This is a genomic window from Pontitalea aquivivens (assembly GCF_046507575.1).
Taxonomy (GTDB): domain Bacteria; phylum Pseudomonadota; class Alphaproteobacteria; order Rhodobacterales; family Rhodobacteraceae; genus Pontitalea; species Pontitalea aquivivens.
Genome location: NZ_JBKFEY010000001.1, coordinates 652,775 through 671,532, shown reverse-complemented (window position 1 = coordinate 671,532; position 18,758 = coordinate 652,775). Strand labels below are relative to the sequence as shown.

Sequence of the window (18,758 nt, the reverse complement as noted above, 5' to 3'; positions counted from 1 at the left end):
TCTTATCACCGCCCTGTCCAAGGAAAAGGCCGATGCTGACCGCCCCCCCCCACACACGCCCCGCCCTGCCCCATCTGCCGCGGCTTTTGTCGCGCGCGGCCGCCCCGCTGCCGCTGGCACCCGTTTCGGTCATGCTGAGCGCGCTGACCCGCAAGCTGGTGCAGGCCCATCCCGCCATGCTGCGCCGACTGGGGCCGCATGCGGACCGGCGCGTGCTGATCGACCCGACGGACCTGCCCTTTGCGCTGCTGATGCAGCCGCGCACGGCGCAGGTGCGCGCGTGCCGGCGCAACCGCGCGCCCGCGCATGATGCGCGTATCGCGGGCCCCCTGTCCGCCTTTCTGGCGATGCTGCACGGCGCCGAGGACGGCGATGCGCTGTTCTTTTCGCGCGACCTGACGATCGAGGGCGATACCGAGGCGGTGCTGGCGCTGCGCAACGCGATCGACGATGCCGAACTGGACCTGACCGAAACGATCGCCGCCGCTGCCGGCCCCCTGGGCCCCGGCCTGCGCCGGGCGCTGGCGCGCGCCGAACGGATCAGCGGGCTGGCGCTGCACAGGATGGAAACCACCGGAGATTGGCCATGATGGAACTCGTCTGTCCTGCGGGCACCCCCGCCGCGCTGCGCGCCGCCGTCGAGGCCGGGGCCCATGCGATCTATTGCGGTTTTGCCGATGAAACCAATGCACGCAACTTTCCGGGGCTGAACTTCAGCCGCGAGGAACTGGCCGAGGGCGTGGCCTTTGCCCATGCGCGCGGCGCCAGGGTGCTGGTGGCGATCAACACCTTCCCGCGCGCGGGCGCGGAACCCCTCTGGCACCGGGCTGTGGCCGATGCGGAACAGGCGGGGGCCGATGCGGTGATCCTGGCCGATCTGGGCCTGCTGGCGCATGCGACCGAACACCACCCCGCGCTGCGCCGCCACCTGTCGGTGCAGGCCGCCGCCGCCAATCCCGATGCGATCAACCTGTATGCGCAGGCATTTGGTGTGCGCCGCGTGGTTCTGCCGCGCGTGCTGTCGGTGCAGGAAATCGCCGCGATCAATCGTGAAATCGACGTGGAAACCGAGGTCTTCGTCTTTGGCGGGCTGTGCGTCATGGCCGAGGGACGCTGTTCGCTGTCGTCCTATGCCACGGGCCGCTCGCCCAACATGAACGGGGTCTGTTCCCCCGCCAGCCATGTCGCCTATGCCGAGGAAGGCCCGGAACTGGCCGCGCGGCTGGGCGGGTTCACCATCCACCGCACGCCCAGGGGGGCCCCCGCGCCCTATCCGACGCTGTGCAAGGGCTGTTTCAGATCCGACGAACAGACCGGCCACATCTTTGAGGACCCGGTCAGCCTGGATGCGACCCAGTTGATCCCCGCGCTGGCCAGGGCCGGGGTCTCGGCGCTGAAAATCGAGGGGCGGCAACGATCGCGCGCCTATGTGGCACAGGTGGTGCGGTCCTTCCGCGCCGCGGTCGAGGCACAGGCCGCGGGCCAGCCCCTGCCCGAAAGCGCCCTTGCCCGCCTGACCGAAGGCCAGGCCGCCACCACCGGCGCCTATGCCAAGACATGGAGATGATGATGGACCTGACCGTCGGGCCGAATGCCTTTTTCTGGACCGCAGGCGCGGTGCGCGGGTTTTACGCGGCCCTTGCGCAGGCGCCGGTCGCGCGGGTGGTGATCGGGGAATGGGTCTGTTCCAAGCGCCTGCCCTTCTGGCAGGATGAAATCCCCCAGGCCGTGGAAACCCTGCAGGCCGCGGGCAAGGCGGTCGCGCTGTCCAGCCTGGCGCTGATCACGCTGAAACGCGAACGCAAGATGGCCGCCGATCTGGCCGCCACCGGCCTTGCGGTCGAGATCAACGACCTGACCGCGCTGCATCATATCGCCCCCGGCACACCGTTCTGGGTGGGCCCTATGGTCAATGTCTACAACGAAGGCACGCTGCGCTGGCTGGCCGGGCGCGGCGCCACCCGGATCTGCCTGCCGCCCGAACTGCCGCTGGAATCGGTGGCGATGCTGGCCCGGGCCGGGCGTGACGCGGGCGTTGCGGTCGAGGTCTGGGGCCACGGACGGCTGCCGCTGGCGATTTCAGGGCGGTGCTATCACGCGCGCCTGCATGACCGGGCCAAGGACAATTGCCAGTTCGTCTGCGCCGAGGATCCCGACGGACGCGAGGTTGATACCCTGGACGGGCAAAAATTCCTGGTGGTGAACGGGGTGCAGACGCTTAGCCAAAGCACGGCCAGCATGGCGCTGCAGATTGACGCCTTGCGCGAGGCCGGCGTGACGGCGCTGCGCCTGTCGCCGCAGACCGGCAATTTCACCGGCATCTGCCGGGGCTATGCGGCGGTTCTGGCCGGGCGGAAAAGCGGGGCGGAACTGGCCGCGGATCTGGCCGGACAGGTGCCGGGGGGGCGGTTGTCGGACGGGTTTTTGTCCGGGCCTGCGGGGGCGCATTGGTCGGGCACGGCTGCAGCGGGCTGATCGCACCAGCCAAGATATTGATAAACATTCATAAAATACCACAACCGGAAATTGCAAAGCGGCTTGATTGCCATCAACGCGGATGCCACGCTGGTCTGACATGATTCTCTCAGACTGACAGCAAAGGTGGCTTCTGATGCAGGATCGGTTCGTCGGAACGGCCCGTGGCGCCGCCGTGTTGCGATCGCTTCCGCCTGCGGTGCGCGATGGGCTTCTGGCGCGCGCGCGGGTACGCGCCTATGACCGGGGCGCCACGATCTTTCTGCAGGGGGAACGTGCCCGGGCGCTGCGCATCGTGGTGGCAGGCTGGATCAAGCTGTATCGCATCGCGCCCAACGGGTCCGAGGCGATCTTGCAGCTTCTGCCCGCCGGCTGCAGTTTCGAAGAACTGCCCGTGCTGATGGGCGCGCCGCACAAGGCCTCGGCCCAGGCGGTCAGCCCCTGCCAGATCCTGCTGATCGATGCCGAGGTGCTGCAACAGGCGGGTTGCCTGTGCCCCGATGTGGCCATGGCGGTGCTGCGCGCGACCTCGGCCCATGTCGATGACATGTTCGGCCAGGTCGAACAGTTGAAGGTGCAGAACGGTGCGCAGCGGCTGGCGGAATTCCTGGCCGACCTTTGCCCGCCCGAAAGCCTGACGCATGAGGTGCTGTTGCCCTTTGAAAAGACGCTGGTGGCGGGACGGCTGGGGATGAAGCCCGAAAGCCTGTCGCGCGCCTTTGGCCGGCTGAACCGGCTGGGGGTGCGGGTGCGCCATCAAAACGTGTCCATCCGCAGCGTGCCCGCGCTGCGCAGCTATGCCCTGGCCGACCCGGCAGACGCCTGGACCGGCCCGCGCTGATCACATTCCCGCCCCAATTCAACCCAAAGATGCAAATTCATACCCGATTCACGCCATAATTTCCCCATCGCCGCAGGCTAGCCAGACAGCAGCATGCGGAGGTGCGGATGGTGCGGAAGATACTTGCGGGATTGATGGCGATGGCCCTTGCCATGATGATCGGCGCGCCCACGGCCCATGCCCAGAAGATCGGCCTTGGCGCCTGGGAAAACCCGCGCCACACGATGCTGGAATTCATCGAACAAAGCCCCGGGGTCAGCTGGTATTACAACTGGCGCATGGATCAGATGTATCACCCTGGCGGCCAGCCGCGCGGGGTGGAATTCGTGCCGATGGTGCATGGCGCGCGCGATGTGGGCAAGAAGATCCGGTCCGATCTGCCGGTGCGCACGCTGCTGGGCTTCAACGAACCCGACGGGAACGCCAAGGGCCAGACCGCGATCAGCGTGAACAAGGCCGCGGACCTCTGGCCCCGACTGCAGGCCTATGGGCTGCGGCTGGGCAGCCCCGCCACCACCCGCGACGGCACGCTGGGCCCTGGATCCTGGCAGCGCCGCTTCATGGATGAGGTGCAGCGCCGCGGCCTGCGCGTCGATTTCATGGCCGTCCACTATTATTCCGAAGATGGCGATGTGGCCGCCTTCAGGCGCTGGCTGGAGGCCGTTCACCGCGAATATCGCCGCCCCGTCTGGGTGACGGAATTCGGCATGATCGACTGGAACCGCCCCGGCGCCGTCAGCTACGCCCAGAACGCCGCCTTCGTGCAAGAGGCGATCCGCATGATGGACCGCCTGCCCTTTGTCGAACGCCATGCCTGGTTCGCGGCCAACCCCTACCCCTGGGGGGGTGTCACGCCCAGGCTGAACCTGGTCGATGACAGCCTGCGCCCCACCCCGATCGGCACTGCCTTCCTGCAGGTGGCGCAGCGTCTGGGCGGGGTGCGCGTGGCCGATGCGGGCAGCAACTGACCCGCGCGAAGGCGGCGGCGCCTAGGCGCCGGTCCGGGCGGCACAGCTGGCGGACAGACGCTCTTTCTCGGCATTCACAAGGTCTTCGACCCGGGCCATGAATTCGGCCGCCGGCAGGCCCGGCGGGATCGCCGGCAGATAGGACACGGTGATCGTGCCGCCCCGCTTGGCGCCCCGGCCCCAGAAGCTGCCCGAATTATGCGCTACCGGCACCACCGGCAGATCCAGCTTGCGGTAAAGCGCGACCAGCCCCGGCTGATACTTGCGCTGTTCGCCCACATTGACGCGGGTGCCTTCGGGGAAGATCAGGATCGATCGGCCCTGCGCCAGTTCGCGCTGCGATTCCGCAACCATCCCCTTGAGCGCGCGCGCGCCCGCATCGCGATCGATCAAAATCATCGGGGCGTTGCGCAGGAACCAGCCAAAGACCGGAATCCGCCCCAGTTCCTGCTTGGCGACGATGGTGATATCGGGCAGCAAGCGGTTGAAGGCCAGCGTTTCCCAGGCGGACTGGTGATTGCTGACGTAAAGGCAGGGGGCATGAAGATGCTTGTTTTCCACACCCTCTTCGCGCAACCGCAGGCCCAGGAACCAGCGCGACAGGCCAAATATCCCATCGGTCCAGAACCGGATCACCGCCCGCGTCAGATCGGGGCGGCGCAGCCGCATCAGAACCGGGATCGCCGGGCTGATGAACAGGGTCCACAGGCCCAGAAGAACGTCGAAAAGTCTTGATCTGGCGATCTGCATGGGCGGGCTTTACTGCATTGGGGCCCGATATAGCCCGGGCGGGTGGGTCATGTTTCAGTCGGTGACGGGGCGGGCGCCCGCAAGACCCGGGTTTCGGGAACGAAACCGGCGGTCCTTGCGGCACGGATGAACGCCCGGCGCGCGGTGCCGACCGATGCCATGCAATCCATGGCGGCTGCAAGCCGGTCAAGCGCGCGTGAGCTTCGCAGCCTATTCACGGCCGCTACGATCATGTTCGATATTGAACGTCACGGCCAGACCGTCATGCAGCCGATGAACGCCAGCGCGTTCCGGCGCCGGGATCTGGATGAACACATCCTTCGAGCCGCCTTCCGGGGCGATGAAGCCGAAACCTTTTGTGGGGGTGAGCCATTTCCCGGAGCCATTGGTCATCGTGCCATTCCTTCTGTGATGCCGCTCACACAGCGCAGCGGCCCGGCAAAGCTGAAGATCGAAAGCTGAGCCGTGAGGAACAGGACCGAAAACAATATATGCCCCGCCGATATAGGCGACATGCCCCCCGATTGCGAGCTTATTCCGAGGGGGCGACCGACTTATCGCGTTATCCCCTGAAAATGCGCCCTTCTTCCGGGCCGCCGTTCGTGGCCGGCGCTGTCGGCGGTGCGGTTACCTGACCTGTATCGTTTCCAGATAGTGGATCAGCGCAGTCACCTGATCGGGCTCCAGCACGAATTCGGGCATGTCGTGGCCGACCATGATGCCCTCGGCCAAAGCCTCCTCCAGATGTTCAATGGGATAAAGCCGGCCCAGAAAGCGGAACGGTATCGCCCGGGGGTTCGGGCTGGCATCGTCCTGGGTGACCCCATGGCAGGCGGCGCAGTTGCGCTGAACAAGGGCCGCGCCCTCGGCGACCGGATCCGCGCCCACGGGCAGGGCCAGCCCGATCAATGCCGCGACCAGATGAAGGCGCATGTGCGATCTCCATTTTGCTGAAGGGTCTTTTAGCGCAAGCGGGGCGAAACGGCCAGCGCAAGCCCGGGCCGGTGAACCGCGCCGGATGCGCCAGAGGCTGATTTCGGTCCGTTACGCAACCATGGGATCAGCTGCCAGAGCGGCACAGAAGCTGGCTTCGGCCTCGGCAGGCGGGGAACAGATGTCGGGGCCCGGGCTTGGCTGAACGCATCGCCTTGAAAACCGACTGGTGCGGCGCTATTTTCAACTTGACCGGTCGGGGATGGAGCCCGTTCCTCGCCAAGCCCAGTGACCCGGAACGCTTCCCACTGGGGCCGGTCATCAAAATTCCCGACAGTGTCGTTAAAACTGGTGACCACCCAGTTCTTTTGATCGCCGTTCCATTTCTCTCGATCACCGCGACACATGGAGGCGCACCATCAGTTCATCCCCGCGCGGGCGGGGAACAGGGCCACGTTCGGGATACCACGCTATGACTCCGCGGTTCATCCCCGCGCGGGTGGGGAACAGGCGGGGACTAGATAGGATATGCAAAAGTGACACGGTTCATCCCCGCGCGGGCGGGGAACAGCTAAGTCCAGCAGCCTCCGAAAGCGGTGCTGCCGGTTCATCCCCGCGCGGGCGGGGAACAGTCTATGTCAAGCTTACCGACATTGATCATCAGCGGTTCATCCCCGCGCGGGCGGGGAACAGACGAGGAAACCGGGTTCGTCGAAACGCCGGGGCGGTTCATCCCCGCGCGGGCGGGGAACAGACCGGGCGGGGAACGCCGTTGGTTCCGGTGGCCGGTTCATCCCCGCGCGGGCGGGGAACAGGTTCTGGACGCTCAGCACGTCAGAACACGCCGCGGTTCATCCCCGCGCGGGCGGGGAACAGGTAAAAGTCACTCAGCCGCATGTCTTTCCTTCCGGTTCATCCCCGCGCGGGCGGGGAACAGTCATCGCCGCCGCCCGCGATCTGGTACCCACCCGGTTCATCCCCGCGCGGGCGGGGAACAGGGCATTTAGGGCAAGCCCTGCCGTGTCGTATCCGGTTCATCCCCGCGCGGGCGGGGAACAGCGAAGGCAGGCGGTGCTTTTGCCTGTGTCGCCCGGTTCATCCCCGCGCGGGCGGGGAACAGGCCATGATCGAGGCATTCGTCAAGAGCGACCGCGGTTCATCCCCGCGCGGGCGGGGAACAGCGGGCCGAACTGGATGCAAAGATCAAGCTGGTCGGTTCATCCCCGCGCGGGCGGGGAACAGTCTTCCTGCAGACGCTTGATCTGCCAGATTTTTTCCAATGTCAAAGAGCGTACCGAAATTTCCCGCGCGATCAGACGGGCTTTTCGGGAAGAAAGCTCACCAGTTTCAGTCCGTCGAAATCTACCGGCATGCGGCGATTTCTTCCATGTGTGCGGAAGTCATAGCCCTGATCGTTGGGCGCCTTCCAGACCATCACCGCGTCGCCCTGATCAAGCCCGGCCACCACCTGATCCCAGATCATCTCTCGGGTGCGGGTGGAATAGTCGCCAACATATACGCCTGCCCGAACCTCTACCAGCCATGCCGACAGGCGGCCCCGCAGGCGGGGGGGCGCATTTGAAACCACCACGACCATCATCCGCGGTGCCCCGCATCGCCGCTTTGGCCTTCCTCAAAGGCAACTGGCATTGCTTCGGGCGGGGGATCCGGGCGGGGGACCTCACCGGCGGAAAGCACATCTTCAATCGCGGGGATGATGCGGGTCAGCAGGCCCGTCTTGCGAAAGATGTCACGGCACGCCAGTCGAACCGCGCGATCAGGCCCCATATCAAGCTTGCCCTTCGCCGCGAGCCCCGCAATGCGGAAGGCTTCGGGCACCACGGTTTCCAGCTTGAACAGGTCGGCGATGTCGTAGACGAACGACAGCGGCTTGCCCGAGTGCAGGAAACCGATGGCCGGCGCATAGCCCGCCGCCAGAACGGCCGCCTCGGACAGCCCGTGCAGGCATGCGGTCGCGGCAGACAGGCACCGGTTGGGAACGTCGCCTGCTTCCCAATCGGTGTGGTCATAGCGCCGGCGTTTCCAATCCACCCCGTGGCGGTCCGCCAGCAGGGCATAGGTCTCGCGGACGCGCACGCCTTCGATACCGCGCAACTGGTCGATGGATCGGCGCGAGGGGGCCTCTTCGCCGAAGCGCATCGCATACATCCGGCGGACCACGCGCAGACGCGCAGCATCGTCCAGCGCGATACGGGCCTGCCACAGCAACCGATCGGCACGCGCACCGCCCGGCTGGCCGGCGGAATAAAGCCGCACGCCCCCCTCGCCGACCCAGGTGATCAACGTACCGACGCGCGCCGCCAGCGACACGGCAGCATGGCTGATGCGGGCGCCGGGCTCCAGCATGATGCAAGCAATGCCGCCGACCGGGATCTGGGTGCGGGTGCCGTCAGCATTGACTGCGACAAAAGCCCCGTCGAGAACATCCAGCCGCGCATGTTCGACAAATACCAGCGTGGCCCGATCCTTCAGCGGGATCGGTGCGGGCGGGGCAAGACCGGGCAGGCCGTTCCCCGCCCCGCTCATGGTGCCCGCCGGATCAACATCAAGCCGCAGCCGAAGGCCTTGGCGCGGCCGAAACCCGCAGCAAGATGCGCAAGGAAGATGTCGGGGTCACTTACCGCAATACGGCCGGACAGGTCCAGAATGCCGAATTGCGGCTGCCCCTTGCGAGGCCCGCGATGACCGGGCAAAACCTCGGCCCGGTAGTCCTCGGCCTCGGCCGAGATCAGTGTGAAACCGGCCTTTTCACCCTGCCGCGACAGCCAGGCCCTGCCCTCCTCTGCCGCAAGGCGCATGCGATCTTCGGCGCGGCTGCCCGGTGGAACGGAATGCAGCGCATCCATCACTACATCGACCCGCGCGCCTCCGCGCTTTTGCCGGGTCGCATTACAACGCAACTGGAATTCCAGCCTGTCGCCGCGGGCCAACGCGGGTTCATAGACCTTGACCCGATGCGGCTGGAACAGATCGGTCTGCACCGGAGCGCGCGCCGAGAGGGTCAGGAAGCTGCCGTCCCGATCCTCGCGCCACAGGAAGTCGCGCTGCCGGTCGGGCCCATCCGAGAAGGCGGACCACAGCAGATTATGCTGCGCCGCACGCCGCTGGCCCGCGTCCGACGGCCGCAAGAGGGGCGCAAGCGCCTCTGCCGCAGGGGCGCGCGAAAGGCGGATCTGGCTGAGGTAAAGCGTCATTGCGCAACTCCCCCCACCGGGCGGGCGACAACCCGGCGTGGCGCGAAATGCCAGCGCGCCCGGTCGATGGCCAGATCATGCACGACCTCACCAGCGTCATCCTCGACGATCAGGCTGTGCAGCCGCGCACCACCCCGCCAGGGGGGCAGGACCAGATGCGCCAACGCTGCCTCGGGGTCTGCGGCGGCGACGACCCGCGCACCGGGAGGCGCCGCCAGCGGGCAGGATTTGCGGCCCAGATAAAGGGTGAACCGGGGTGCGTTCAACGCCGCCGACACGGTCTCAAGCCCCTGTCCGGCCACAGCCACGCCAAACATCGGTCCCGCGCGATAGTCGCGCAGCGTGATGGAAGTATTGGTCCGCCCCCGCGCGGACCAAAGCGCCTCGGGGCGGGAATTGGGGGCCTTTGCCGCGGCAGAAGGCACCGTTTCGATCGTGTGATAGTCGCGCAACGGCGTGCCGGTGTCATAGACGCCCACGGTGATCGTCAGCGCGTCAAGGCCGGTGAAATCGCCGTCACGCCGGATGCCGAGTGCCGCCCCCATCAGGCCGATCACCGCTGAGCGCCCGGGCCAAAGCAGCGCGCCGCGCCGTTCGTGCCCTGCCAATTCACCCATCGCACCAAGGTTGGCGGTCAGGCCAAAGATCAGGAAGGGCCGCATCACGCCCCCCGCACGGCTGCGCCCGCGAAACGCACGATTTCGGCCAGAGTGCCGCGCCCGTCCAGCGTGTTCAGATCACGGAATTCCTCTGCCAGACCGTCGAAATAGCAGGCGTCGATCTGTTGAGCCGTCAGTTCCAGCGCCCTGATCGAGCCGCGTTGCAGGTCGTTCGCCCCCAGTTCGCGCAGCTTGCGGTCCACCGGGGTGAAGAAGGCACCCGACAGGTCGCGCGGCGCGCGCGGGCCTGCCTCGGCCCGCATGTAAAAGGCCACGGGGTGATGGGCAAAGCTGTTCTGCTTTCCGCGCGGCGTGGTTTGCGCCAGCGCCTTGGCCAGCGCCTCGATCCCGCGCGCGGCCAGCTCGCGGTCGCCGCCCAGGTTTTCGATCAGCAGGTCGGCATTCACACAGACATATTGGTAATAGATACCCGACCCGAATGCCGTTTCGCCCAGATGCCCCGCCCCGGTATCCTCGGCCTTGTTCAGATCATCCACGGCCGAATACCAGTCCTCTTCCGCCTGCGCGGTATGGGTCGTAATCGCATGCGCGACCTGCACCGCGGCCTCGCGGTTGAAGTCCGCGTCCTCAGCCAGCATCCGCCCGAACATCGCGATATCCACCGCGCCATCAGCCCGGCGCAGCACCTGCTTCTTCAGATCCTTCTCTTTCGGCAGGGCTTCGCCCGCTGCTGCCTTTTCGGCCAGCTGTTCCGCCAACTGCCATTCCTGCGGCGAGATGAAGGCCAGCGTGGTGGCCTTCACATCCTCGGTGCCGTCCTTTTTCTTGCCAGTCTCCAGCTTCCCGAAAATTTCAGCCACGGTCCTGGCCGCATCGGCGGCGGCCTTGTCGGAAACCCCCTTGCTCAGCAGATGCCGCACCAGCCCGTCATGAAGCTGCTTGGTTCGGGTGCCAAGATGGCCCGCCAGTTCCAGCGCAAAGAAGCTGCTTTCGCGCAGCGCCCGCTTTACCGATTGTGACGACATCCGAAGCCGCGGAACACCGCCCACAACAGCTTGTTTCGGGCGGCCCTGATCGTCGCGGTTGGGGTTCGACGGACCATAGCTGGTCAGCAGATGGAATTGCACGAAAGTCGTCATTCTGTCTTCTCCTCGAAAATCCTGGCGGGCGCTTCCGCCCCGAAATAATGGAAGCACCAACGCGGCCGGGCGGGCTCCCAGTGCAGCAGGTCTGCGGCCAGTGCGGCTACGTTGCAACAACGGTCGGCCATCGTGATGGCGCGGCGCAGGTGGTCGGTCAGTTCCGCACCCTCTGCGCGCATCAGCCGCTGAAACCGAAGCGAAGACATCGCCGGTTCCGCACCACCCAGCCGCTGCGCCAAAGTTGCCGCGCCATTCTCGCGCACTTCCGCAAGCAGGATGGCCAATTGCACCAGCTGATCGGCCTGACGGTCCCGCAGGCCAAGGCCCCGCGCCAGATCCTGCACCGCAGGTTCGCACAAGGCAGCCAAGGGCGCAGCCCGGCGCAAGCGCGCGGAAAGCCCCTTTGCCGACGGGATGTCACGCGGCGCGATCTCGCGCGCCCACCAGCCAAGCGCAATGGCGCCCGGCCCTTTCGTCGTGGCACTCATGCAGCTTTCCCTTTCTTTTGCGGCGGTTCCAGTCCAAGCGGTTCAAAGATCGCGCGACCCGGCTTGCCGTACCCCGCCAATGCCAGGCTTAGGAACTTGCGCGCATCGACGATCCGGCGGATCTGATCGGTTTCGCGCTGGTCAAGCCCCGGCACGGCCAACGCATCGAACTGCCGCAAGGCCTGATCGCGCAGATCGGCCAGCCAGTCCGCGCGCGGATCCGACCCCGCGCGCAAGGACATCAGACGCGCGGCAAAGCGCGCCTCAGTAGCCAGAAAGAACGCCTCGCGCTCGGCCTCGCGGGCCTCCCCTGCCGCAAGCACCGGCTCCAGCGCGCCGCGCAACGCAACGCCCGCAGCCTCGGCGGCTTGGATCAAACCGATCAGCCGCTCCTCGGCCTCGGGTTCCAGATCGAGGAATGGCTCGACCGACAGGATGAAATCACGCGGCTTCATGTTGTCCATCGCCCAGCCGGCCACAATCACAGAACCATCACCACGCCGCTGCCCCCAGGTTCGAAGTGACAAGGACAGTTCCGCCACCTCGCTTTTAGCCTCGCGTGCAACAACCCCAAGCCAGTTGCGATAGCCGAAGCGTCCGGCGCGGGGATGTTTGGGTAGCCATTCCGCACCCGGTTTCATCCGGTAATAGGGCGACAACGGGTGTTTCCACAGCGCATAGTTGGTGCCGTACGGCTTCTGGATGACGCCCGTCACGGCCGCGCCATCAGCAGTCAGCCGCAGGCGGCGCGGCATGCCGAAGAACGCCTCGACCCCGAACAGCGCGCCTTCGGGCGGCAGAACCTGCTGACCTTGGGCAGACACCCGCGTCGCGCGCATCCAGGGCAAATCTTCGGAAGCTGCCATTTGGCCATAGGGCACATTGGCCCAGACCAGCGCCCAGAGCCCCTGCCCGGGATCGGCCAAAGCAACCAATGGACCGCCACCGCGCATCGAGGTGCGGTTACCCGCCCCGCCAGAGGGGGCAAAAGCCTGAAAGGTATAAAGCGCCATCGCTGCAAGGGGCAGGCTCAATTCCCGATAGCGGTGGCGGTGGACCATCAAGTCGGCATTGTTGCGGGCTGTATTCGCGCCCGAACTGTCGAGGAACAACATATCGGGCGAGTTGGGTTCACCCTGCAACGACTCTTGATCCTGCAGGAACAACGGCCCGTCGCCCAGCAGATTGAAGGCGGGTGCGAAGGGCGCCAGCCGCGCGCGCAGCCGCGCGGGATCGGGCGCAGCGCGGCGATCCCAGTCCGTGATATTGGCCGGCGGGTCGGCCATGAACACAAGGCCGATCAGCAACTCACAGCAGGCGATGTTAAGGTCGGGACGCGGCCAGTCGGGTGCCTCTACCCCCGGCTCGGCGATCTGCCAGGGCGCGATGATGCGTCGCGATCCATCGGAACAGCGCACGGGAATCCACGGATCGGAAATCAGATTGAGCGACATTAAAAAAAACCTCGTGCAACAATTTCAAAAAATAGAACCTCGTTCCGGGAACAAGTAAAGTCATTTGATTTTCAGGGGTATCAGGCATCGCCCCCCCAGATCAGACCCAGTTCCGCCTCATATCGCAGCCCCTCGCAAATCGTGCCATCCTCGGCCACCGGGCAGACCCGGGTTTCGGCGCGCTTCCAGTCGGGCCAGTCCCGGGTAATGGCGGCGATGATCGGGCTGGCCTGGTCCGGTAGCGGCAGTCGGTCCAGGCGGCTGCGGCGGGCGGAAACTTCGGACAGCGCCCACCCCTCGGCCCCTTCCCCGGCCCAAGGGCGCAGCCCCGGTCCGACAAGGCGGGCAAGGATCAGCGTCCGCGATTCCTCGCCCAGACGGGTCGGGTATTTCGCATCGCTGTCGCCGCGCCCTGCCCCGCGATAGCCCATTGTCAGATCGACAAGATTGTGAAGCGCCAGAGTGCTGGCGGCAGCCTGTTTGCCAATCACCTGCACCTCAGCAGCGATCAGGGCCGCCGGAAGGTCTTCAGCGGTCTCGCCATGCACCGCCTCGATCAGGCCGCGCAGACCGTGGGGCGCCTCGATCCGGCCGGCCTTGAACAGCGTTCGCATGCTGCGCCAGACATCCGCCACAGAATAGACAAAGGCGCCACTGCCAAGCGCGCCCTGAAGCCAGCGTTCATCGACAACCACATCAGGATCGGAAGAGAGCACATGCAGCACCGGCGCTGGCACGGGCCGGTTGGCGGCGGGCCGGCGATCCATGTGCCGCCAAAGCCGCCCCGCACGCTGAATGATCGACGCGATGGGGGCGGCATCGGTCACCATCACATCAAAGTCCAGATCAAGCGAGGCCTCCAGAACCTGCGTTCCGACAAGCACGAATCCGGCCCGCTCTGTCCCGTCCTTGCCAGCGCGTGCCAGAACCTGCGCCTCGATCCGCTTGCGATCGGCCAACGCAAACCGCGCGTGCAACAGGCGCGCTGTCACGCCGCGCGCCGCCAGGGCGGCCACGGCCGCTATCGCATCATCAACCGAATTGCGCACCCAGACACAGGCGGCACCGCCATTTGCGGAATGCGCCAGAATATCAGCAGCCTGATCGGCGTCACCGACCCGCTGCACCGTAACCGGGCCCTTCACCGGCCGCGCATCAGGCGGAAATTCCGCAATCACCGCCCCCCGCGCCACAGTCAGCGCAGGATAGGCCGCACCGGGATTTGCAGCACCATAGGTGGCCAGCAACCGCGCCCGTAGCGCCAGCGGCAAAGTCGCCGTCAACAGGATGGCGGAACCGCCGGCAGCCCGGTGCATCTGCAAAAGCCGTTCCAGTTCACGGGCGACATAGGGCTCGCCCATCTCGTGAACCTCATCCACGATCAGAATCTTGGAAGACAGACCGAAATGGCGCAGCGCCTGATGTTTGACCGGCAAGACCGACAAAAGCGCCTGATCTACCGTTCCAACCCCGACATCCGCCAGCAACGCGCGACGGCGGCTTTCCGCAAGCCAGCCTGTACAGCCTGGATCATCCTCACCCGGTGGCCCACCCGTGGCGAGATCCCTGAAGTCATCAGAAAGTCCGGCCCGACCATGCGCAAGGGTCAAGGTCGGCGCCGCGAACATCCGCCCGACCACATCGCGGGCGCGGGTGAACATGGCATCGGCCGTCGCCATTGTGGGCAGCGCGAAATAGATGCCGCGCCCCTTGCCGGCAAGTGCCATGCGATGCGCAAGGATCAGCGCGGCTTCAGTCTTGCCCGCACCTGTCTCATCCTCGATGACAGCCAGCATCGGGCCATCGGCCAGTGGAATGGCCGTGCACGCCGATTGCATCGGGCGCATGCTGAAATCGAAAAGCGCACCGGGCCTGACGGCAGACCCCGCAAGTCCGGCCGCGGCCAACGCGGATGTCGCGCGTTCCCGGGATCGGGCCAGGTGATCGGAAAGCGACGGCTGCCCCGCCTCGGGCGGGAACCAGAGCGAGTTCGACCCCACCCAATCGGCCGCAGCGCAAAGTCCGGGCAGCCACCAGCCCAATGCCGTGGTCGGGCCTTCGGGATCCAATCCCTCCAACGATGCGGCGGGCCAGAGCCTTGAAAAGGCGTCAATCACACAACCGGCCGGGTCCATTCCGGCCCCCACGGCGGCCAGCGCATTGCGCATGTCGCCTGCCCGTCTGGGCAAGCCCGGTTGCCCGCCCAGATCAAGATCGGATGGCTGCCCATGATGGCCCGCGGTCGAGGCGTAAAGCGCCTGCCGCTGCCGCCAGCCACCGCCGATCCGACCGGCCAACCGTGCGTCATGGGCGTAAAGCAGCGCCTCGGTCAGTTGCCAGTGCCGGAAACGCTGTGAAGCGCCTGTTTCGATCATCGCCCGAAAACTGTCACTGATCTTGCCCAGATCATGCAGCGCAACCAGAAGCACCAACGCATCGCGCAACGCAGGAGGAAAATCGAATGGCGTAATAAGCCGTTCCGCAACGGCGGCGACATCCAGCATGTGCAAGACCGCAGGGTGCATCGGGCCGCCGTCTTCAGAAGCACTCTTGCCGGGCCAACTCAGCATGATGGAGAGCGTCTCTATTGCCATTCTTCGTTGCCTCGACCAATCAATGAATAGTCTTACACGGCGGATCGGGGCCGATGGTAGCGGAAATGATGGCGCCAGATGTCTGCCCGGCCCGGATTGTCCGGGTCAGCAGCCATTCGACGCCTTCCGCGCCGATCCGTCCGCGCCAGCGAAAACGGATCGGTCGGCGGGCGGTACCTGATGGGCGGAACCGAAATGGCAGGGTTTCGGGCAGAACCATACGAAAGCCTGCATGCCCATGCCAGGAAAACTGCGCGTTCCACACGCAGGATCAATGGCTTCACAGTTGTTCAGCACTATTTCTTTTTCCTGGCTATCTTTCGCACGATGCCGGGAATTGCTTTACCTCGTGAAACAGGGGTTTCCAATTTCAGGATGGCAGCCCTGCCCGTCAGAACGAAAAGCAGCTGTTTCGGCATGAGCCGGACTTCATTCCAGGCCCTTCGGAAAGACAGCCCAAACCGGCGCAGCGAAACAGAGACACCGCTGGTCTCAACTCTGTGCGGGTCAACCGCTATGCTTGATCCCATACCCACGTCGACGCTCTGCCACGCTAATGGCGTGGTGGCGATAGCGGGAACCGTACTGCGGAATAATGGCGACACCGTTTCGTTGAACAGAAAATGGTCGATGGGAACGCTGATCTTCCCCGCAAGACGCAAGATCAGTGCGGCACCACGCCGAGACACGATATAAGCAGCCGAGCCCGTATGACGTGACAACATCGGATGGAAGCTGCCGAGACCATTCGGAAGCTCGCCCAGTTTAGGACCAACAAGGATCTTTGACGGACGATGCGGATTGAATTTTTCGATCTTCAGAATTTCCGCATGCCCGCAAAGCCAATGATCGTCACGCAACAGTTTTGACAGTTCCGGGCGAACCACAACATCATCTTCCAGGATCAGCGCATGTCGTGCTTCTGTTTCGAGAAAACGTTTCAATGCCTTCAGGTGACTCGCGGTACAAGAGCGTGTTCCGGCAGACAAGTGACCAATCGGTCCACAAGGGCGCGAAACCCAGAGGTCCGTGTCCGTTGCCACGGCGCCATCAACCGCACTGACACGTTCAAAGCCGATCGAAGCGCGATCCAGTACCCCGGTGATTGCGTTCAAGCGATCAGGCCGTCGGTCCAAATTAATCAAGAAAACCGCAACGGGCGTGCCTTTAGTGTTGTTTTCTTCTGACAATTACGCCCCTCGCTAACGTGATGCAGGTAGGTTTCCGATACCCGCAGATTACATCGATACTCACACAAACCCGGGCGACAATTACCACCTCAGCGCAATCAACGCCAGATCTGACTGTTGACGGGACCGCAACAAGGCCATCAAACGCACACCCCGGGCGCTTTGGGATACAGGCCCGGGTTGCTGCACCTTTATTTCCACCTGACAGAGATGTCGCCCGGGTCAAGGACCAGGACCGCTCCGCGGGACATTGCTGCCATTGACCGCCTGAGACACTCGGCCTATCCTTCGCCGGTCTGAAACAGGTCAGGCCCGGGAAGGTTGGCCCGGCCCCCCGCCCCTGCGGGTCCTTCCGTTGCAAGCCAGCGGCCCAGGACTATCAAGGTATCTGCGCGGTGCAGGTGCCGATAGAAAGGGCATGACATGAAACCCAGGATTTCCGTTCTTACACTCGGTGTCGCCGATCTCGCACGATCGCTTTCCTTCTACCGCGACGGGCTCGGGCTGCCAACGAAAGGCATAGTCGGCCAGGAATTCGAGCATGGCTCGGTCGCGTTCTTCGACCTGTCCGGCGATCTGAAACTTGCCCTCTGGGCGCAGGCGGACATTGCCCATGATACCGGATTGCCGGTACAGCCGGTCAGCCCGACCGCCCTCACCATTGGGCACAACGTGGCACGGCGGGAAGAGGTCGATCAGTGCATGGAGGCCGCGGCGCGGGCAGGCGCCGAGCTGATCAAACCCGCGCAGGATACGTTCTACGGCGGATACGCAGGCTATTTCCGCGACCCCGACGGGCACCTGTGGGAAATCGTCTGGAACCCGGACCTGCTTCCGTCGGAGGATTGAACAGCCTTCCGCCCAAGCGTCGCCCCCAGCGAGACAGATCGGAACCGTCCGGCCTGACCGCCATATGAGGCGCCCGCCGCCCCCAGCTGTTCCACGATCAGGACATTGCCGGTCGTGGAAGGGGTCAGAAGCCTGTTTTGCCTGAAAATAAGACCCCATAAGGGATTTTTGGCTCCGGCGGTAGGGATCGAACCTACGACCAATTGATTAACAGTCAACTGCTCTACCGCTGAGCTACGCCGGAACACGAGGCGGTGTATAGCGGTGGGAAATCGGCTCGTCCAGAGGGGCGGGCGACTTTTTTTGAACTTTGTCACGGCGCGCTCACAACCGCTCGAACGGCGCGGTGATTGCCAGGGGTTGCAGCGGGCGGATATGGTTTTGCGACGTCAGTTCAATGAGATGCGCAAACACGTTACGCTCGGCCGCGGGCAGCAGGGCGGCGGGGGTGTCGGTGTAGATGGCCTGCGTGATCCGCGCGGCGGTTGCCGGCGCGGCGGCAAGGGCCGCCAGAATCTGGGCGCTGCGCTGTTCGCGGTGCGCGCGCAGTTCGGCGATCCGGGCGGCGGTATCGCGCACCGGCGCGCCGTGGCCGGGATAGAACACCCGCGCGCCTTCCGCCGCGACCTTGTCAAGCGAACGGAAGTAATCCCCCAGATCGCCATCGGGCGGCGAAATCAGCGTGCTGGCCCAGCCCATCACATGGTCGCCCGTGAACAACGCGCCCTGCCAGGCAAAGCTGAGATGGTTGCAGAAATGCCCCGGCGTGTGCAGCGCGCGGATCGTGCCAAAGGCGCCCTCGACCGGCTCGCCATCGGCCAGCACGCGATCGGGGGCAAAGGCGGGGTCCACGCCCTCGCCACCGCAGGCCAGCCCGCGCGCGGCCAGATCGGCCATCACCGCCGACCGCCCCGCCGTGGCCGGACCGAAGGCCAGAACCGGCGCGCCGGTCGCCTCGGCCAGGGGGCGGGCCAGGGGGGAATGATCCAGATGGGCATGGCTGACCAGGATCTGCGTGATTCGCTCGCCCGGGGACAGCGCCGCCAGAATCGCCTCATAATGCGGGCGCAGCGCGGGGCCGGGATCGATCAGTGCCACCTGCCCCTCGCCCAGGATATAGGTCCGGGTTCCGGTCAGGGTCATTGCCGAGGGGTTCGGCGCGGTCAGCACCCGCAGCCCCGGTTCCGGTCGCTCTGTCGTCATGACGCTTTCCTCTGCTGCATCTGGCGGCTAGGCTTT

20 protein-coding genes, 1 tRNA gene and 1 CRISPR repeat array are annotated in these 18,758 nt (G+C 65.2%); of the genes, 6 read left to right on the top strand and 15 right to left on the bottom strand.

The genetic code is table 11. The features are described 5' to 3' along the window. Positions 1–32 precede the first annotated feature (32 nt). The 5 genes from ubiT to ACK8OU_RS03265 all read left to right on the top strand — a co-directional run bounded on the left by ubiT (position 33) and on the right by ACK8OU_RS03265 (position 4,284). Positions 33–590: a ubiquinone anaerobic biosynthesis accessory factor UbiT gene (ubiT, locus tag ACK8OU_RS03285; protein ID WP_410301929.1), complete on the top strand. Its 558-nt coding sequence runs from the start codon at positions 33–35 to the stop codon at positions 588–590. Further along, positions 590–1,567 carry a ubiquinone anaerobic biosynthesis protein UbiU gene (gene ubiU / locus ACK8OU_RS03280; RefSeq protein WP_410302012.1) on the top strand — a complete coding sequence of 326 codons (978 nt, stop codon included), beginning with the start codon at positions 590–592 and terminating at the stop codon, positions 1,565–1,567. The genes ubiT and ubiU overlap by 1 nt, the downstream gene beginning before the upstream one ends. Positions 1,568–1,569: 2 nt before the next feature. Continuing rightward, positions 1,570–2,475, top strand: a complete 906-nt coding sequence (gene ubiV, locus ACK8OU_RS03275; RefSeq protein ID WP_410302011.1) for a ubiquinone anaerobic biosynthesis protein UbiV — start codon at positions 1,570–1,572, stop codon at positions 2,473–2,475. A gap of 136 nt (positions 2,476–2,611) precedes the next feature. Beyond that, a complete protein-coding gene (locus ACK8OU_RS03270; RefSeq protein WP_410301928.1) occupies positions 2,612–3,316 on the top strand; it encodes a Crp/Fnr family transcriptional regulator in 705 nt (234 codons plus the stop codon). Positions 3,317–3,423: 107 nt separating this feature from the next. Beyond that, positions 3,424–4,284, top strand: coding sequence for a glycosyl hydrolase (locus ACK8OU_RS03265; protein ID WP_410301927.1), 861 nt, complete (start codon positions 3,424–3,426; stop codon positions 4,282–4,284). A 21-nt stretch (positions 4,285–4,305) separates the two neighbouring features. On the opposite strand, the gene ACK8OU_RS03260 is transcribed toward ACK8OU_RS03265, so the two are convergent. The 13 genes from ACK8OU_RS03260 to ACK8OU_RS03200 form a co-directional block, all read right to left on the bottom strand. Beyond that, entirely contained in the window at positions 4,306–5,034 is a 729-nt protein-coding gene (locus tag ACK8OU_RS03260) for a lysophospholipid acyltransferase family protein (RefSeq protein WP_410301926.1), read from the bottom strand. A 47-nt stretch (positions 5,035–5,081) separates the two neighbouring features. Continuing rightward, positions 5,082–5,195 (bottom strand): hypothetical protein, encoded by a 114-nt coding sequence (locus ACK8OU_RS03255; RefSeq protein WP_410302010.1) that lies wholly within the window; start codon positions 5,193–5,195, stop codon positions 5,082–5,084. 49 nt (positions 5,196–5,244) lie between these two features. After that, entirely contained in the window at positions 5,245–5,427 is a 183-nt protein-coding gene (locus tag ACK8OU_RS03250; protein ID WP_410301925.1) for a cold-shock protein, read from the bottom strand. 234 nt (positions 5,428–5,661) lie between these two features. Next, positions 5,662–5,967 (bottom strand): c-type cytochrome, encoded by a 306-nt coding sequence (locus tag ACK8OU_RS03245; RefSeq protein ID WP_410301924.1) that lies wholly within the window; start codon positions 5,965–5,967, stop codon positions 5,662–5,664. A 420-nt stretch (positions 5,968–6,387) separates the two neighbouring features. Next, a CRISPR array of direct repeats spans positions 6,388–7,209; the repeat unit is 29 nt; unit sequence CGGTTCATCCCCGCGCGGGCGGGGAACAG. Positions 7,210–7,279: 70 nt separating this feature from the next. Beyond that, positions 7,280–7,567 (bottom strand): type I-E CRISPR-associated endoribonuclease Cas2e, encoded by a 288-nt coding sequence (gene cas2e, locus ACK8OU_RS03240; RefSeq protein ID WP_410301923.1) that lies wholly within the window; start codon positions 7,565–7,567, stop codon positions 7,280–7,282. Beyond that, complete coding sequence (gene cas1e / locus ACK8OU_RS03235) at positions 7,564–8,514, bottom strand: type I-E CRISPR-associated endonuclease Cas1e (RefSeq protein WP_410301922.1); 951 nt, start codon at positions 8,512–8,514, stop codon at positions 7,564–7,566. The genes cas2e and cas1e overlap by 4 nt, the downstream gene beginning before the upstream one ends. Further along, the gene (gene cas6e, locus ACK8OU_RS03230) at positions 8,511–9,182 is read right to left on the bottom strand and encodes a type I-E CRISPR-associated protein Cas6/Cse3/CasE (RefSeq protein ID WP_410301921.1); all 672 of its coding nucleotides are present in this window, start codon (positions 9,180–9,182) and stop codon (positions 8,511–8,513) included. Before cas6e ends, cas1e begins: the two co-directional genes overlap by 4 nt. Beyond that, the gene (gene cas5e / locus ACK8OU_RS03225; protein ID WP_410301920.1) at positions 9,179–9,844 is read right to left on the bottom strand and encodes a type I-E CRISPR-associated protein Cas5/CasD; all 666 of its coding nucleotides are present in this window, start codon (positions 9,842–9,844) and stop codon (positions 9,179–9,181) included. The genes cas6e and cas5e overlap by 4 nt, the downstream gene beginning before the upstream one ends. Beyond that, complete coding sequence (gene cas7e, locus ACK8OU_RS03220) at positions 9,844–10,941, bottom strand: type I-E CRISPR-associated protein Cas7/Cse4/CasC (protein WP_410301919.1); 1,098 nt, start codon at positions 10,939–10,941, stop codon at positions 9,844–9,846. Before cas7e ends, cas5e begins: the two co-directional genes overlap by 1 nt. Then, positions 10,938–11,432 carry a type I-E CRISPR-associated protein Cse2/CasB gene (gene casB / locus ACK8OU_RS03215; RefSeq protein WP_410301918.1) on the bottom strand — a complete coding sequence of 165 codons (495 nt, stop codon included), beginning with the start codon at positions 11,430–11,432 and terminating at the stop codon, positions 10,938–10,940. The genes cas7e and casB overlap by 4 nt, the downstream gene beginning before the upstream one ends. Further along, positions 11,429–12,886 carry a type I-E CRISPR-associated protein Cse1/CasA gene (gene casA, locus ACK8OU_RS03210; RefSeq protein WP_410301917.1) on the bottom strand — a complete coding sequence of 486 codons (1,458 nt, stop codon included), beginning with the start codon at positions 12,884–12,886 and terminating at the stop codon, positions 11,429–11,431. Before casA ends, casB begins: the two co-directional genes overlap by 4 nt. A gap of 80 nt (positions 12,887–12,966) precedes the next feature. Continuing rightward, positions 12,967–15,456, bottom strand: a complete 2,490-nt coding sequence (gene cas3, locus ACK8OU_RS03205; protein ID WP_410301916.1) for a CRISPR-associated helicase Cas3' — start codon at positions 15,454–15,456, stop codon at positions 12,967–12,969. Positions 15,457–15,776: 320 nt separating this feature from the next. Then, the gene (locus ACK8OU_RS03200) at positions 15,777–16,670 is read right to left on the bottom strand and encodes a glycosyltransferase family 25 protein (protein ID WP_410301915.1); all 894 of its coding nucleotides are present in this window, start codon (positions 16,668–16,670) and stop codon (positions 15,777–15,779) included. 423 nt (positions 16,671–17,093) lie between these two features. Here ACK8OU_RS03200 and ACK8OU_RS03195 point away from each other — a divergent pair, with 423 nt between their 5' ends. After that, positions 17,094–17,519 (top strand): VOC family protein, encoded by a 426-nt coding sequence (locus ACK8OU_RS03195; protein WP_410301914.1) that lies wholly within the window; start codon positions 17,094–17,096, stop codon positions 17,517–17,519. Positions 17,520–17,688: 169 nt separating this feature from the next. On the opposite strand, the gene ACK8OU_RS03190 is transcribed toward ACK8OU_RS03195, so the two are convergent. Continuing rightward, positions 17,689–17,763, bottom strand: a tRNA-Asn gene (locus ACK8OU_RS03190). An 80-nt stretch (positions 17,764–17,843) separates the two neighbouring features. Next, positions 17,844–18,722, bottom strand: a complete 879-nt coding sequence (locus ACK8OU_RS03185; protein ID WP_410301913.1) for an MBL fold metallo-hydrolase — start codon at positions 18,720–18,722, stop codon at positions 17,844–17,846. Positions 18,723–18,758: the final 36 nt, after the last annotated feature.

Bases quoted from the DNA above. Each gene is read 5' to 3' on its own strand.
- ACK8OU_RS03185 (WP_410301913.1), bottom strand. From the start codon at position 18,722: ATGACGACAGAGCGACCGGAACCGGGGCTGCGGGTGCTGACCGCGCCG.
- ACK8OU_RS03250 (WP_410301925.1), bottom strand. From the start codon at position 5,427: ATGACCAATGGCTCCGGGAAATGGCTCACCCCCACAAAAGGTTTCGGC.
- ubiV (WP_410302011.1), top strand. From the start codon at position 1,570: ATGGACCTGACCGTCGGGCCGAATGCCTTTTTCTGGACCGCAGGCGCG.
- ACK8OU_RS03255 (WP_410302010.1), bottom strand. From the start codon at position 5,195: ATGGCATCGGTCGGCACCGCGCGCCGGGCGTTCATCCGTGCCGCAAGG.
- cas6e (WP_410301921.1), bottom strand. From the start codon at position 9,182: ATGACGCTTTACCTCAGCCAGATCCGCCTTTCGCGCGCCCCTGCGGCA.
- cas7e (WP_410301919.1), bottom strand. From the start codon at position 10,941: ATGACGACTTTCGTGCAATTCCATCTGCTGACCAGCTATGGTCCGTCG.
- cas3 (WP_410301916.1), bottom strand. From the start codon at position 15,456: ATGCTGAGTTGGCCCGGCAAGAGTGCTTCTGAAGACGGCGGCCCGATG.
- ubiT (WP_410301929.1), top strand. From the start codon at position 33: ATGCTGACCGCCCCCCCCCACACACGCCCCGCCCTGCCCCATCTGCCG.
- cas1e (WP_410301922.1), bottom strand. From the start codon at position 8,514: ATGAGCGGGGCGGGGAACGGCCTGCCCGGTCTTGCCCCGCCCGCACCG.
- ACK8OU_RS03245 (WP_410301924.1), bottom strand. From the start codon at position 5,967: ATGCGCCTTCATCTGGTCGCGGCATTGATCGGGCTGGCCCTGCCCGTG.
- ubiU (WP_410302012.1), top strand. From the start codon at position 590: ATGGAACTCGTCTGTCCTGCGGGCACCCCCGCCGCGCTGCGCGCCGCC.
- ACK8OU_RS03195 (WP_410301914.1), top strand. From the start codon at position 17,094: ATGAAACCCAGGATTTCCGTTCTTACACTCGGTGTCGCCGATCTCGCA.
- ACK8OU_RS03265 (WP_410301927.1), top strand. From the start codon at position 3,424: ATGGTGCGGAAGATACTTGCGGGATTGATGGCGATGGCCCTTGCCATG.
- cas5e (WP_410301920.1), bottom strand. From the start codon at position 9,844: ATGCGGCCCTTCCTGATCTTTGGCCTGACCGCCAACCTTGGTGCGATG.
- cas2e (WP_410301923.1), bottom strand. From the start codon at position 7,567: ATGATGGTCGTGGTGGTTTCAAATGCGCCCCCCCGCCTGCGGGGCCGC.
- ACK8OU_RS03260 (WP_410301926.1), bottom strand. From the start codon at position 5,034: ATGCAGATCGCCAGATCAAGACTTTTCGACGTTCTTCTGGGCCTGTGG.
- ACK8OU_RS03270 (WP_410301928.1), top strand. From the start codon at position 2,612: ATGCAGGATCGGTTCGTCGGAACGGCCCGTGGCGCCGCCGTGTTGCGA.
- casA (WP_410301917.1), bottom strand. From the start codon at position 12,886: ATGTCGCTCAATCTGATTTCCGATCCGTGGATTCCCGTGCGCTGTTCC.
- casB (WP_410301918.1), bottom strand. From the start codon at position 11,432: ATGAGTGCCACGACGAAAGGGCCGGGCGCCATTGCGCTTGGCTGGTGG.